The 14,586-nt window shown below is 74.7% G+C and carries 12 protein-coding genes; 5 read left to right on the top strand and 7 right to left on the bottom strand.

All coding sequences use genetic code 11. The features are described 5' to 3' along the window. Positions 1 to 13 precede the first annotated feature (13 nt). Both AH6_RS40520 and AH6_RS40515 read right to left on the bottom strand, forming a co-directional pair. Positions 14 to 1,045, bottom strand: a complete 1,032-nt coding sequence (locus AH6_RS40520) for an adenylate/guanylate cyclase domain-containing protein (RefSeq protein WP_245679696.1) — start codon at positions 1,043 to 1,045, stop codon at positions 14 to 16. Between the two features lie 140 nt (positions 1,046 to 1,185). After that, positions 1,186 to 2,040, bottom strand: coding sequence for a biotin--[acetyl-CoA-carboxylase] ligase (locus AH6_RS40515; protein WP_067491521.1), 855 nt, complete (start codon positions 2,038 to 2,040; stop codon positions 1,186 to 1,188). A gap of 43 nt (positions 2,041 to 2,083) precedes the next feature. On the opposite strand from AH6_RS40515, the gene AH6_RS40510 reads away from it, so the two are divergent. After that, positions 2,084 to 2,857, top strand: a complete 774-nt coding sequence (locus tag AH6_RS40510; protein ID WP_083983935.1) for an enoyl-CoA hydratase/isomerase family protein — start codon at positions 2,084 to 2,086, stop codon at positions 2,855 to 2,857. 43 nt (positions 2,858 to 2,900) lie between these two features. Here the strand turns inward: AH6_RS40510 and AH6_RS40505 are convergent, their stop codons facing one another. After that, complete coding sequence (locus AH6_RS40505) at positions 2,901 to 5,492, bottom strand: phosphoenolpyruvate carboxylase (protein WP_067491513.1); 2,592 nt, start codon at positions 5,490 to 5,492, stop codon at positions 2,901 to 2,903. Between the two features lie 122 nt (positions 5,493 to 5,614). Between AH6_RS40505 and AH6_RS40500 the strand changes: the two genes are divergently transcribed. The 4 genes from AH6_RS40500 to AH6_RS40485 all read left to right on the top strand — a co-directional run bounded on the left by AH6_RS40500 (position 5,615) and on the right by AH6_RS40485 (position 10,007). Further along, positions 5,615 to 7,207, top strand: coding sequence for an acyl-CoA carboxylase subunit beta (locus AH6_RS40500; protein ID WP_218006044.1), 1,593 nt, complete (start codon positions 5,615 to 5,617; stop codon positions 7,205 to 7,207). A gap of 14 nt (positions 7,208 to 7,221) precedes the next feature. Then, positions 7,222 to 7,464, top strand: coding sequence for an acyl-CoA carboxylase subunit epsilon (locus tag AH6_RS40495; protein WP_067491511.1), 243 nt, complete (start codon positions 7,222 to 7,224; stop codon positions 7,462 to 7,464). Between the two features lie 245 nt (positions 7,465 to 7,709). Further along, positions 7,710 to 8,777, top strand: coding sequence for an NYN domain-containing protein (locus AH6_RS40490; RefSeq protein ID WP_067491509.1), 1,068 nt, complete (start codon positions 7,710 to 7,712; stop codon positions 8,775 to 8,777). Between the two features lie 60 nt (positions 8,778 to 8,837). Continuing rightward, complete coding sequence (locus tag AH6_RS40485; protein WP_157432025.1) at positions 8,838 to 10,007, top strand: YncE family protein; 1,170 nt, start codon at positions 8,838 to 8,840, stop codon at positions 10,005 to 10,007. A gap of 136 nt (positions 10,008 to 10,143) precedes the next feature. Here the strand turns inward: AH6_RS40485 and AH6_RS40480 are convergent, their stop codons facing one another. The 4 genes from AH6_RS40480 to AH6_RS40465 form a co-directional block, all read right to left on the bottom strand. Next, on the bottom strand, positions 10,144 to 10,803 hold the full coding sequence (locus tag AH6_RS40480) for a response regulator (protein ID WP_067491504.1): 660 nt from the start codon (positions 10,801 to 10,803) through the stop codon (positions 10,144 to 10,146). Then, complete coding sequence (locus AH6_RS40475) at positions 10,800 to 11,951, bottom strand: sensor histidine kinase (RefSeq protein WP_067491503.1); 1,152 nt, start codon at positions 11,949 to 11,951, stop codon at positions 10,800 to 10,802. The genes AH6_RS40480 and AH6_RS40475 overlap by 4 nt, the downstream gene beginning before the upstream one ends. 14 nt (positions 11,952 to 11,965) lie before the next feature. Continuing rightward, positions 11,966 to 12,535: a hypothetical protein gene (locus AH6_RS40470; protein ID WP_067491531.1), complete on the bottom strand. Its 570-nt coding sequence runs from the start codon at positions 12,533 to 12,535 to the stop codon at positions 11,966 to 11,968. Between the two features lie 85 nt (positions 12,536 to 12,620). Further along, positions 12,621 to 14,586 (bottom strand): AfsR/SARP family transcriptional regulator (locus tag AH6_RS40465; RefSeq protein ID WP_218006043.1); only part of this gene is annotated, 1,966 nt, incomplete at its 5' end.

The raw sequence follows: 14,586 nt of genomic DNA, 5'->3' as shown, positions 1-14,586 counted from the left end.
GTTCCGGAGGGATTCAGGCTTCGGGGGCGGGGTCGGGGTCGCGCGGGGGGCGGGCGCGGCGCAGCACCGACGGGCGGATGATCCCCAGGCCCTGCACCGGGCGCTGCACGATCCGCGTCACGTCGAGGTCGGCCTCCTCGTCCAGGCGGCGGGCCAGCTCCGCGTCGATCATCACGGTGCCGGGGCGGGCCAGCGAGGTCAGCCGGGCCGCCAGGTTGACCGTGGTGCCGAACACGTCGCCCATCAGCGGCAGCACCGGGCCGTAGGCCACGCCGACCCGCACGTCGGGCACCTCGGTCTCGTCCTTGATCTGCTCGGCGATCGTCAGGGCGATCTCGGCGCCGGTGCGCGGGGACTCGGCGCAGAACAGCACCTCGTCGCCCAGCGTCTTGACCAGCCGGCCGCCGCAGGAGGCGATGATGTCGGAGGCGGTCTCCTCGAACCACTCCACGACGCGGGCGAGCTCCAGCTCGTCCAGCTCGCGGCTCATCTGGGTGAACGACACCATGTCCGCGAAGCCCACGGTCGTGAGGTGGCGGCTGGAGGAGGCCTCGCCGCCCTCGCGGGTGGCGGCCGACGCCATCGCGCGGGTGCCCGCCGCCGCGAGCTGCCGCCGCCAGGCGTGCACCACCAGCGGCTCGAACTCGCCGATGTACTTCTCGGCGATCTCCACGATGGACGCGACCGCCTCGGCGCTGGGCTGGTCGGCGTCGTCGGGGGTGAGCATGTTGCTGAGCAGGTTGACCTGCCATTCGGCGAGGCGCGTCATCGTCTGCCCGAACGCGCGCACCAGGCGGATGACGCTGTCCTCGTCGAGCACGCCGTCGTCCATCAGCCGCCGGATGCGGCACAGGGCGGCGATGTCGCCCTCGGTGTAGGCGACCGCGTCGTCGGGCATCGAGGGGTAGCCGAACGCGCGCCACAACCGGCCGGAGAACTCCCGGGTCACCCCGGACAGGCGGACGGCGTCCACGCGGGTGTAGCGCAGCTCGCCGCCCAGCAGGAGTTCCTCGATCTCCTTGGGGTCCGGCATCCCTGCTGACATCTCCCCTGCCCCTCGCTGGCCTGGCCTGCTCGGTCAGACGTGCACCGGCCACGATACGGGCCCGTCCCGCCCCACACCTCCCACGCGACATATCGTGGCAGACCGGACGGGAGGCCGGGGAGCGGAGGATCGCCCGCCGGTCAGCCGGCGCGGCGCACGTGCACGACGTCGCCCGCGCTGAGGGCCTCGTCCCCGACCACCAGCCGTCCGGCCCCGTCCACGTCCCGCGCGACGCCGGTCAGCGTGCGGTCGCCGGGCAGCTGCACCCGCACCTCGCGGCCGAGCGTGGCGCACAGGTCCTTGTAGGCGGTGCGGAGCCCGGAGGTCTCAGGGTCGCCCTCCAGAGCCGTCCACTCCCGGTACCAGGTCTCGAACCCGCGAAGGACGGCGCGCAGCAGCGGCGCGCGGTCGCTGAGCGGCGCGCCCTCGACGGCCAGCGAGGTCGCGGTCGGCACCGGCAGCTCGTCGGCGCGCAGGCCGACATTCAGCCCGACCCCGATGACCAGGGCGTCGTCCACCTTCTCGGCCAGGATCCCGGCCAGCTTGCGGTCGCCCACCAGCAGGTCGTTGGGCCACTTCAGCCGCACGTCCACGGCCGCGTCGCCGCGCGCCTCCCCGAAGTCGCCGCCCGCGACGCGCTCGGTCATCCGCCGCACGGCCGTGGCCACCGCGACGCCGGTCAGCAGCGGGGCCCAGCCCAGCCGCGTCATCGGGACGGCGGGCCGCAACAACATCGAGAACATCAGGCCGGAGCGGGGCGGGGCCGTCCAGGGCCGCCCGAGCCGCCCGCGCCCGGCGGTCTGGAGCTCGGTGACCAGGACGGTGCCCTCCGGCGCGCCCGCCTTGGCGGCGGCGGCCAGGTCGGCGTTGGTGGAGCCGGTCTCCTCGACCACCTCGATCCCGGTCCAGAGCCCGCCGGGCCGCACCAGCGCCCGATGCAGGGCCCGCTCGTGCAGCGGCGGCCGGTCCAGGTCTCCGTAGGGTGAGGCGCTCATCCCCCCATCCAACCCCATCGGGGCACGCCCTAAAGTGCGGGCCATGGATGGTGTGACGCTGCGGCGGGACGGACATGTGGCCGAGATCGTGCTGGACCGGGCGGAGGCGCTGAACGCGTTGTCGTCGGCGATGGCGCGGCGGCTGGCGGCGGTGTGCGCCGAGGTCGCGGCCGACGCGTCGGCGCGCGCGGTGGTGCTGTCGGCGGCCGGGGAGAAGGCGTTCTGTGTGGGCGCCGACCTCAAGGAGCGCAACGCCATGAGCGACGACGAGATCCTGGCGCAGCGGCCGCTGTTCCGGGCCGCGTTCGGCGGGGTGCTGGACCTGCCGCAGCCGGTGGTCGCGGCGGTGCACGGGTACGCGCTGGGCGGCGGGTGCGAGTTCGCGCTGTCGTGCGACCTGGTCGTGGCCGACGAGAGCGCGGTGTTCGGGCTGCCGGAGGTCAGCGTGGGCCTGGTGCCCGGCGGCGGCGGCACCCAGCTCGCGCTGCGGCGGCTCGGGCCGGGCCGGGCCGCCGACCTGGTGCTGACCGGGCGGCGGATCGGCATCGACGAGGCGGAGGCGTACGGGCTGGTGGACCGGCGCGTCCCGGCCGGGTCCGTGCGGGAGGAGGCCCTGACGATCGCGGCGACGATCGCGGCCAACTCCCCCACGGCGGTGCGGGCCGCCAAGCGGGCGCTGCGGCTCGGCGGCGGCGTCGGGCTGGAGGCCGGGCTCGACATCGAGGACAACGCCTGGCGGACGGTGGCGTTCTCGGCGGACCGGCGCGAGGGCATCGCGGCGTTCGCCGAGAAGCGCAAGCCGAACTGGCCGTCCTGAGGCTCCTTCGGGTGCGGGCCGCGCGGCCCGCACCCGAAGGCCGTCAGCCGGTGTTCTGGAGTCCGGCGGCCACGCCGTTCACCGACAGCAGCAGGAGCTGTTCGAGGTGCTCGCGCTCGGCGTCGTCGGCGACGCCCGCGCGCAGCGCCGACAGGGCGCGGAGCTGGAGGTGCGAGAGCGCGTCCACGTACGGGTTGCGCAGCTCGACCGCGCGCGACAGCACCTTGCGGTTCTCCAGCAGCCGCTCGTGCCCGGTGACGGCCAGCACCAGCCGGTGGGTGCGGTCGTACTCGGCCAGCACCGTGTCGGTCAGCTCGGGGCGGTCGCCCAGGGCCAGGTAGCGGGCGGCGATGGCGCGGTCGGACTTGGCGAGGCTCATCTCGGCGTTGTCCAGCAGCGCCTGGAACAGCGGCCAGGACGCGTAGGCGTCCTGGAGGGCCGCGAGGTCCGCGCCGTCGTCGGAGACGGCGGCGAGACCGCTGCCCAGGCCGTACCAGCCGGGCAGGTTGACGCGGGTCTGCGTCCAGGCGAACACCCACGGGATCGCGCGCAGGTCCTCCAGGCCGCGCGCGGCCTTGCGGCGGGCCGGGCGCGAGCCGATGCGCAGGTCGCCGATCTCGGCGAGCGGGCTGACCTGGCCGAACCACTCGGCGAACCCGTCGGCCTCGATCAGCGAGCGGAACGCGTTGCGGGCCGCGTCGCTGATCCGGTCGGCGAGCGGCCGGAACCGCACGGCGGCCTCGCGGGCGCGGTCCTGCACCCCGTCGGTGGACGCCAGCAGGACCGCGTTGGTGACCTGCTCGACGTGGCGGCGCGCGATCTGCGGCTGGCCGTAGCGGGCGAAGATGACCTCGCCCTGCTCGGTGACCTTGAACCGGCCCGCGACCGAGCCGGGGGCCTGCGCCAGGATCGCGCGGTTGGCGGGGCCGCCGCCGCGGCCCAGCGAGCCGCCGCGGCCGTGGAACAGCGTCAGCTTGATGTCGTGCTCGGCGGCGAACGCCGTCAGCGCCTCCTGCGTGTCGTAGAGGCGCAGGGTCGCGCTGGTCGGGCCGAGCTGCTTGGCCGAGTCGGAGTAGCCGAGCATGACCTCCAGGCGGCGGCCGGTGTCGGCGAGGCGGCGCCGCACGGCGGGGATCTCCAGCATCCCCTCCAGCACCTTGGGCGCGTTCTCCAGGTCCTCGCCGGTCTCGAACAGCGGGATGACGTCCAGGACCGGCGCGTGGTCGCCGAGCGAGGCGGCCAGCGCGTGCACGTTGGCGATGTCCTGCGCCGACCGGGTGAACGAGACGATGTAGCGCGAGCAGGCCCGCACGCCGAAGCGCCGCTGGATCCACGACACCACGCGCAGGGTGTCGAGGATCTCCTCGGTCATCTCCGACAGTTCGCCGCCGGAGCGGACCTCCGCAAGGGCCTTCTCGTGCAGCTCGGAGTGCTGGCGGATCTCCAGCTCGGCGAGGTGGAAGCCGAACGTCTCGACCTGCCAGATGAGGTTCTGCACGCGTCCGTACGCCTGCCGGGCCGCACCGGCGGCGGCCAGGGACTCCTGGACGATGCGCAGGTCGGCCAGCAGCTCGTCCGGGGAGCCGTAGGCGAGGTCGGCGTTGCGTTCGCGGGTGGCGCGGACGCGGTCGGCGGCGTGCAGCAGGAACTGGCGGTGCGGCTCGCCCGGCGACCGCTTGGCCAGGTCGTCCACGCTCGCCGGGTGCGCGGTGCGGGCGGCGGCCAGCGCGTTGCGCAGCGCGACCGACGGCGGGGTGGTGGCGGCGTGCACGGTCAGCTCGCGGCCGACGCGGGCGCAGGTGTTCTCCAGGGCGCGCAGCACGTGCTCGGCCTGGATCATGATGGCGTCGCGGGTGACGGCGGCGGTGACGAACGGGTTGCCGTCCCGGTCGCCGCCGATCCACGAACCGAACCGCACGTAGGAGCGGGCGCGGGGCGGGCGGGTGCCGGTGCCCTCGGGGTCCAGGGCGGCGTCCAGGGCGCGGTAGACGCTCGGCACCACCCGGAAGATCGTCTCGTCGAACGCGGCCATCGCGGTGCGGACCTCGTCCAGCGGGTCCATCTGGGTGTTGCGGCGCAACGCGGTGCGCCACAGCAGGTCGATCTCCTCGCGCAGCCGCCGCTCGGTCTCGGCGCCCTCGCCGCCGCCGGGCTCGGCGTTGAGCGCGGTCAGCAGGTCGCTGATGCGCTGGATCGCGGTGACCACGGCGCGGCGGCGCGCCTCGGTGGGGTGCGCGGTGAAGACGGGCCGGAACTCCAGCCCCTCCACGGCCTCGGCGAGCCGCCCGCCCGCCGCCGCGCCCATCTCCTGGATGGCGACCGCGACCGAGCCGGGCACCGTGCCACCCTCGGCGTCGCGCTCGCGCAGCGTCCGGATGCGGTGGTGCTCCTCGGCGAGGTTGGTCAGGTGGAAGTAGACGGTGAACGCCCGCGCGACCTGCTCGGCGCGTTCCAGGGACCAGCCCTCGACGAGCGCGGCGACGTCGGCGGCGGGCAGCTCGCCGCGCCGCGCGTCGATGACGGCGTGCCGGAGCCGCTCCACGTCGTCCAGCAGCGCCCGGCCGCCGGACTCCACCAGGCTGTCGCCCAGCATCGCGCCCAGCAGCCGCACGTCGCGGCGCAGCGGTTCGGGCATGTCCTGCCGAAAGGTGTCGCGAGTGTTGGTAGCCACGGCATAAGCGTAGTGAGCGGCCGAATCGCCCCTCGCGAGCGACCCGGTCGCAGGCGGGGAATCAGCGTGCGGTTACCCTGGCCCGCATGGCGATGGAAGCTCCTGAACCCCCGGTGGACGTCGACATCCACACCACGGCGGGAAAGATCGCGGACCTGGAACGGCGGCGGTACGAGGCCGTGCACGCGGGCTCGGAGCGTGCGGTCGAAAAGCAGCACGCCAAGGGCAAGATGACCGCGCGCGAGCGGATCGACGCGCTGCTCGACCCCGGCTCGTTCGTCGAGTTCGACGAGATGGCGCGGCACCGGTCCACCAACTTCGGCATGGCCAGGAACCGGCCCTACGGCGACGGCGTGGTGACCGGGTACGGCACCGTCGACGGCCGGAACGTGGCGGTGTTCAGCCAGGACTTCACCGTCTCGGGCGGCTCGCTGGGCGAGGTGTTCGGCGAGAAGATCTGCAAGGTCATGGACCACGCGCTGAAGACCGGCTGCCCGGTGATCGGCATCAACGACTCCGGCGGCGCGCGCATCCAGGAGGGCGTGGTCGCGCTCGGCCTGTACGCCGAGATCTTCAAGCGCAACGTGCACGCCTCCGGCGTCATCCCGCAGATCTCGCTGGTCATGGGGCCGTGCGCGGGCGGCGCGGTGTACTCCCCGGCCATCACCGACTTCATCGTCATGGTCGACCAGACCTCGCACATGTTCATCACCGGCCCCGACGTGATCAAGACGGTCACCGGCGAGGAGGTGACGATGGAGGAGCTCGGCGGCGCGCACTCGCACAACACCAAGTCGGGCGTGGCGCACTACCAGGGCTCCGACGAGGACGACGCGATCAAGTACGTCAAGGCGCTGCTGTCGTACCTGCCGTCCAACAACCTCGGCGACGCGCCGGTGTTCGACGTCGCGGTGGACCCGGCCGAGGCCGACGAGGAGCTGGACACCCTCATCCCCGACTCGCCGAACCAGCCCTACGACATGCACACCGTGATCGAGCACGTGCTGGACGACGGGGAGTTCCTGGAGGTCCACGAGCTGTTCGCGCCCAACATCATCGTCGGGTACGGGCGCGTCGAGGGCCACGCGGTCGGCATCGTCGCCAACCAGCCGATGCAGTTCGCCGGGACGCTGGACATCGACGCCTCGGAGAAGGCGGCGCGGTTCGTGCGGACCTGCGACGCGTTCAACATCCCGGTGCTGACGTTCGTGGACGTGCCCGGCTTCCTGCCCGGCACCGACCAGGAGTGGAACGGCATCATCCGGCGCGGCGCCAAGCTGCTGTACGCCTACGCCGAGGCGACCGTGCCGCTGGTCACCGTCATCACGCGCAAGGCCTACGGCGGCGCGTACGACGTCATGGGCTCCAAGCACCTGGGCGCCGACGTCAACCTGGCGTGGCCGACGGCGCAGATCGCGGTGATGGGCGCGCAGGGCGCGGTCAACATCCTGTACCGGCGCGAGCTGGCCGCCGCCGACGACGCCGACGCGCGCCGCGCCGAGCTGATCACCGAGTACGAGGACACCCTCGCCAACCCCTACATCGCCGCCGAGCGCGGCTACGTGGACGCGGTGATCAAGCCGTCGGAGACGCGCGGCCAGGTGATCCGGGCGCTGCGGTCGTTGCGCGAGAAGCGCAAGACGCTGCCGCCGAAGAAGCACGGGAACATCCCGCTGTAGAACGGGGAGAACAGGTGAGCGCCGAAGACAAGCCGTTCCTGCGGATCGTGCGGGGCGACCCGTCGGCCGAGGAGATCGCGGCGCTGGTGGCCGTGCTGACGGCCCGCGCCCAGGCGGCCGCGGCCGCGCGGGACGGGGGAGAGGAGCGCCCGGTGTCGCGCTGGGCCGACCGGTCGCGCGGGCTGCGCGGCACGGCGGCGGAGGGCGTGCGCCCGCGCGGCGCGGGGGCGTGGCGGGCGAGCGCGTTCCCGCGTTGAGCTCGGTGCGTTTTCGCGCTGGGCGGGGCATGCCGGGCGGCGTGTTTCTGCGCTGAGCGCGGCGCGCCGGGTGCGTTTCCGCGTCCGGCGGATGGTTGTGCCATCTTTTCGGCGCGTTCGGGGCATGGGTGACGCCGGTCACGTCGCCCCGGACGCGCCGAGGCCGCCCCGCCGTGCAGGGCCGCACGATATGTAACCGTGGTTCGCGCCATGGAACGGCCTCTGCACGAATAAGGTGAAAGGCCATGGCCACCTCGGAGTTCGTTCCACAGCCAGCGCGCTACGCCGTCTTCGTTGACGCGGGGTACCTCTACGCGGCTTCGGGGGCGCTGCTGCTGAACTGCAGCTCCCGCCGCGAGTACCGGGTCGCGGCCGAGAAGCTGATCAAGGCGTTGACCAGCCACGCCGACGACCAGCTGCTGGGCGAGCTGCTGCGCGTCTACTGGTTCGACGCCGCGCCCAAGCGCCAGCCGACGGTGGACCAGCGCGTGATCGCCAACCTGCCGCTGGTCAAGCTTCGGCTGGGCAACCTGAACGCGCAGGGCCAGCAGAAGGGCGTGGACGCCCAGCTGCGCGCCGACCTGGAGGCCCTGGCCCGGCACCGCGCCATCACCGACGCGGTGCTGCTGGCGGGCGACGAGGACATGCTGCCCGCCGTGGAGGCCGCCCAGCGCTACGGGGTGCGCGTCCACCTGTGGGGCGTGGAGCCCACGCACGGCTCCAACCAGGCCGAGTGGCTGGTGTGGGAGTCCGACACCGTCGAGGTGCTCCAGGCCGACTTCCTGCGGCCCTACTTCACCAAGGCCAAGGTGCTGCCCGTCCCGGCCCCGGCCGCCACCGCCGCGGCCCGCGAGGCGGCCGCCGCCGCGCACCGCGCGTCGCCGGTGCCGTCCCCCGCGCAGGTCTTCGCGGGCCGCGCGCCCGCCGTCAAGCCGGTGCCGGTGCCCGGCGTCGCGCCCAGCTCGCCGCGCGTGCCCGCGCCCGCCGCGAGCCCGGCCACCGTCGCCACCGCGCTGAACAACATCGACCCCAAGCTGCCCGACGGCAAGCTGGGGCCCGACCGCGACCACATGCTGGAGATCGGCGAGCACGTCGCCCAGAAGTGGATCTTCGAGCGGGGCCGCGACAACATCCGCGACCTGCTGCCCGGCCCGATCCTGCCGCCGGTCATCGACAAGGAGCTGCTCATCGAGGCCGAGAAGGAGCTCGGCGGCTCCCTGCGCCCCTACCAGGAGGCCCGCACCTGGCTGCGCGACGGCTTCTGGGAGCGCGTCTACCGCGAGTTCGGGATCGGGATCGGCAAGTCCGTCTGACGCCTCACTAATTCGTGATTGTCACGGCACGCTGTGTAGCGAACGGGTACAGTCCCGGCCGTGATGGAGGGACACCGCAGGCGCGCGCGAGGGCTTCCGGCCGCCGTGGCGGCGGTGGCGGTCTCGGTGACCGGGTGCACCTCGCCCGTCGCGTTCTACCGGCCCGGTGAGGGCGCGCCGGACGGCCCAGTGGCGGCGCTGTCGGGGCCCGCGCCGTACGTGCGGGCGCGGACCGAGCCGCCGGTGCCGGTCGCGACGGCGCGCACCGACGTGTACGCGGCGACGCGGGCCGGGATGTTGCGCCCCGCCGTCCGGGCGATGCCGCACCGGCTGTACGTGCCGAACGCGCGCACCCGCCGCGTCGACGTGATCGACCAGCGGACGTTGCGGGTGGTGGGGAGCCTGCCGGGCGGTCCGGGCCCGGTCGTCGCGGGGTGGGACCTGCGGCGCCTGTGGTCGGGCGGGGCGGTGCCGATTAGCCCGCGCACCGGCCGCGTCGGCCGCGCCGCCCCGGGGGCCGGCGCGGACGCGAAGCGCGGGCCGGTGTACTTCGACCCGTCCGGGCGCGCGGCGCTGGTCCCGGCGGGGCGGTGGCTCGGCGTGCACGACCCGGGGACGCTGCGGCGGCGCGGGTCGGTGCGGCTGCCGTGCACGGCGCGGCACGCCGACTTCTCGGCCGACGGCACGTTCCTGCTGGTCAGCTGCACCGGGGCGGGCCGGGTCGTGCGCGTCGATCCGGCGCGGCAGGAGGTGACGGGGGCGCTGACGCTGCCGCCGGGCGCCCGTCCCGGTGACCTGCGGCTGGCTCCGGATGGTGCGGTCTTCTACGTGACCGACGCGGCGCGGGGCGGGGTCTGGCTGGTGGACGGCCTGGGGCTGCGCACGGCGGGCTTCGTCGCGACGGGTCCGGGCGCGCGGGACCCGGTGGTCAGCCGGGACGCGCGCCGGTTGTTCGTGCTGGGCGACACCGGCGTCACGACGATCGACTTCGCCACGCGCAGGGCGACCGGCCACTGGCCGCTGTCGCGCGGCGACACCGTGCCCGGCGGGGTCTCGGCGGACGGGGCGCTGCTGTGGGTGGCCTCGCCCGAGGGCGGCGCGGTGTACGCGCTGTCGACGCGGACGGGCCGGACGCTGCACCGGGTGCGGGTGGGCGGACGGCCGCAGGCACCACTGGTGTACCCGCAGCCGGGGCACCATTCTCTGGGCGGTCCGGGCCTCTACCGCTGACCTGGTGCTTTGGCGTCGGACTACCGTCGACCCGGGATCGTGCCGACGCGGGCCTACCGCTGGGCTGCCGACGCCGGGCTATCTCTGACCTGCGACCGTCGGGCTACCGCTGACCAGGGGACACGCCGACGCGGGGCTAGCGCTGGCCTGGGACCGTCAGGCCGGTCTCGTAGGCGACGATCACCGCCTGCACCCGGTCGCGCAGTCCCAGCTTGGTCAGCACGTTGCTGACGTGCGTCTTGACGGTGTGTTCGCTGACCACCAGCGCCGCCGCGATCTCGGCGTTGGTCAGGCCGTCGGCCAGCAGCCGCAACGTCTCGCGCTCGCGGGCGGTCAGCGCGTCCAGCCGCCGGTCGGGCAGGACGGGCCGCGCCCCGCCGGTGGTGAACTGGGAGATCAGCCGCCGGGTCGCCGCCGGGGCCAGCAGCGACTCCCCCGCCGCCACCACCCGCACCGCGTGCGCCAGGTCGTCGCGCCGGACGTCCTTGAGCAGGAACCCGGCCGCGCCCGCGCGCAGCGCGTCGAACAGGTAGTCGTCCCGGTCGAAGGTGGTCAGCATGATCACTTTGCTGGCGGTCTCGGCGCACACGATCCGGGCCGCCTCGATGCCGTCCATGCCCGGCATCCGGATGTCGAGCAGCACCACGTCGGGGCGGTGCTCGCGGACGGCGGCGACCGCCGCGAACCCGTCGCCCGCCTCGGCGACCACGTCGATGTCGGGCTGGGCGTCCAGGATCATCGCGAACCCGGCGCGGACCAGCTCCTGGTCGTCGGCGACCACCACGCGCACGCTCACGCCGCCGCCAGCGGGAGCCGGACGCTGACCCGGAAGCCCGGACCGTCCTCGCGCGGCCCGGCGGTCGCCGCGCCGCCGCAGGCCGCGGCGCGCTCCCGGATGCCGATCAGGCCGTTGCCGCCCGGGGGCAGGTCCGCGCCCGCGCCGCGCCCGTCGTCCACGATGTCGATCACGAGGTCCTCCGGATGCCAGGCCAGCCGCACCTCGGCGCGGCCCGCCCCGGCGTGCTTGACGACGTTGGTCAGCGCCTCCTGGGTGATCCGGTAGGCGGCGATCCCGCCGTCGGGCGGCAGGCGGCGCGGCTCGCCGACGACGGCGTAGGCCACCTCCAGCCCGGCCCCGGCGACGCGGTCGGCGAGGGCGGGCAGGTCGTCGATCGTCGGCTGGGGGGCGCGCGGGCCCTGCTCCTGCTTGAGGACCTCCAGCAGGCGGCGGAGCTGGTCCATCGCGTCGCGCCCGGCGGCGGCGATGGTGTCGAAGACCTCCTCGGCCCGGCCGGGGTCGGCCCGCGCCACCACCGGCCCGGCCTCGGCCTGCACGACCATGAGACTGACGGCGTGGGCGAGGATGTCGTGCATGTCGTGGGCGATGCGGGCGCGCTCGCGCTCGGCGGCGCGCTCGGCCTCCAGCAGCCGTTCACGCTCCAGGCGTTCGGCACGTTCCTCCAGGGCGGCGGCGTGCGCGCGGGCCCCGGCGGCGGCGCGCCCGAACGCGTACGCGCTCACCGACAGCACGATCCCGCGCAGCGCGGTGTCGCTGGAGCCGACCGTGAGCAGGCCGCCCACCGTCGGGACGGCGAAGGCCAGCAGCCGCACCGGGCGGCCCGACCGCGACGCCACCGTGTAGAGGGCGATGAGCCCGCCGTACCAGAGCGGCTGCCGCGCGACGGGGTCGCCGACGTCGTACAACGACCCCATCGTGACGCAGGCGACCAGCACCGGCAGCGGAGCCCTGCGCCGCCACACGACCGGCACCGCCGACCCGGCCGCCGCCACGTAACCCCACCAGTGCCAGGGCTCACCGGTCTCGTTCTGCAACGTCAGCAGCGGCCAGACCTGGGCGGCCATGGCGAGCAGGGCCAGCGCCGCGTCCGGCCACGGCGTCCCCGCCCAGCGGCGGAACGGTGACATCACCGGCAGAGCGGACACGGTGCCCCATGGTGTCACGCGCGGGCGAGGGACGGTACGGGGCGGGCCAGCGGCGCGAACGCGGCGAGCATCAGCAGCCCCGCCAGCGGCAGCAGGTCCAGCTCGACCATCGAGGCGAGCACCCCGAACACCACCGCGACCGGCGACCACGCCGGGACCGCGCGGACCGCCGCCAGGTGCACGACCGCGACCAGCAGCCCGAGGTAGAACAGGGGCGGCCCGGCATCGTAGACGGCGAGGTCGAGGCCGGGGACGGTGCGGACATCCTGGAACATCCCCGCCATGTCGGCGTGGTCGGTGGCCAGGGACCCGATGACGATGTCGATGCCGAACTGCGCCATGGCGAACATGATCCCGACGAAGCCGACCACGGTGGTGCCCGTGGCGAACGTGCCGCCGCCCGCCAGCCGCCGCGCCTCCCACAACACGACGCCGAACAGCGCCAGCGCGCCGAGGAAGGCCAGGTGCCCGGTGGTCCAGGCGAGGCCGGGGCCGCGTTCGCCGTCGAAGCCGTCGGCGATGCGGACCAGGCCGTAGACGGAGACGAGCAGGGGTGCGCCGAAGAAGGCGATGCGTTTGTCCATGCCCTCCAGCCTGGTCGCGGCGGGCCGTCCGGACATCGCCGGAGCGGGCGATCCGCGGCCTCCCTCGCGCGGGGGATACGGCGGATCAGTGCGCGGCGATGCGGTGCCAGTCGGGCAGCAGCTCCTCCACCAGCGCCTCGGTCTCGGGCTGGAGCTGGTCGAGCAGCGGGTCGCGGCCGACGCGGTGGCGCAGCTCGTCCACCACGACGCGGACCTGGGCCTGGTCGCCGGTGGCGTGAGTGGCGCGCAGCAGGTCGCGCCAGAGGCCCTCGTCCTCGTGGGCGAGGCGGAGCCCGGCGCGGGCCGCGCCGACCGCGCCGTGCGCGTCGCCCTCGTCCAGGCGCAGCACGACCAGGCGGTGCGCGACGTCCACGACGCGGGCCATCGCCTCGAACTCCAGGCCGTCGCCGGCGGTCCACCCGTACCGGCCGCGCGGGCGGTCGGCGAGGACGGGGCCGCGCACCAGGTCCAGCGCGTGCGACATGTAGCCGGTCTCGGAGGCGGGCTCGGCGGCCGAGCGCCACACCAGCCAGCGGAACACCGCCCAGTCGACGCGGACCTCCGAGCCGAGGCGGATGCGGCCCCGGTCGTCGTAGTACAGGTTGGGACGGCCCCGGGCGTCGCGGCCGAGCCAGTCCGAGACCCGCGCCACGGTCGCGTCGCGGACGCCCGCGCTGACGCCGCGCGGCCAGATCGCGCCGCCCAGCACCGTCGGGTGGACGCCGCCGGGGTGGGCCGCCAGGTAGATGAGGACCTCGGTGCACAGGTCGCGGCGCGACTCGTCCATGGGGCCGGGCGCGCTGACCTCGATCGGGCCCAGGATACGGATGTCGACCGACGACTGCTGCTCGCTGGGGGGTTGCTCCTCGCCGGTCGCCTCGGGCAGCGGCACCGAGTCGGTGCGGCTCGCGGTGCGGAACAGCTCGAAGACGCCCCGGTAGTGCTCCTCGGCGACGAGCTGGGCGTCGACCTGGAAGCCGAGCACGCCCGCCTGGAGCCGCCCGTCGGCGCCGACGTCCCAGGTCCAGGTCGCGCCCTGGACGTCGCCGGGCACGATGTACCCGGCGGCCATGCGGGTGCCGGTGCGGGCGAGCGCCACCAGGCGGTCGGCCTCCTGCTCGGTGGGCTCGTCCGCCATGATCAGGTAGTGCGGCATCCACGCCTCGCCGAACACGCCCCGGCAGCGCCCGGTGAGCACCGAGTCCACGCCGGAGGCGGCCAGGGCCTGCCGCACCTCCTCGCTGCGGCCCTCCAGCTCGGGCAGGGCCTCGCGCAGGGACGGGACGGAGCGCACGCGGTCGGGGGCGATCTCGGTGAGGCCCTCGCCCATCTCCTGGCCGAAGCCGACCAGGGTGATGCGCATGTGGTCGGACCAGCGGTTGGTGGCCAGCTCCAAGGCGAGGGCGGCGAGGACGGCGCGGCGGGTCTCGTCGGGGCCGCGCAGAGCGATCAGGCCGTGGGCGGCTTCGAGGTCGACGAGGATGCGGCCGTTGTCGTTGGTGCCGATGGAGACCAGGCCCGGGTAGGGGGCGAGGACGTCGGCGAGGTCGGCGGCCTCCAGGTCGCGCAGGGCGTCGGAGCCGAGCCGCCAGACCTGCCCGTCGTCGAAGGCCGTCCAGGGGGCGGGCGGGTTGCGGTCGGCGGGGGCGATCCAGAGGTCGAGGCTGCCGGGGCCGAGGTGCACGCCGTAGACGGTGGGGAGCGCGCGGCCGCCGGCGGCCATGGACTTGGACAGGTGGCGGAGGCCGAGGTCGAGCAGGCGGGCGGCGGCGGTGTCGGCGCCGACGCGGAGGGCGTGCTCGGTGAGGGCGGCCTGCCCTTCGGGCCGAGGGATCATGTGGCCGAACGCGCGGTGCCAGAGCTGGGTGCGGCGGCGCCGGCCGAGCGCGCCGAGGACGCCGGCGGCGAGGAGGGAGGCGGCGGCGATGCCGTGGGGCCACTCCATGTCGAGGGAAAAGGCCTGGTCCGCGCGGCCGGGGACGTGGACGCCACCGGTACCGGCGTCACCGCCGAGCTCGCCGGTGGGGCGGGTGGAGGGGGCGGGGTGGGGG

Source organism: Actinomadura hibisca NBRC 15177, from assembly GCF_001552635.1.
GTDB classification, from domain to species: Bacteria; Actinomycetota; Actinomycetes; order Streptosporangiales; family Streptosporangiaceae; genus Spirillospora; species Spirillospora hibisca.
The sequence above is the reverse complement of the archived record's forward strand: the minus strand, read 5'-3'. Positions and strand labels throughout refer to the sequence as shown.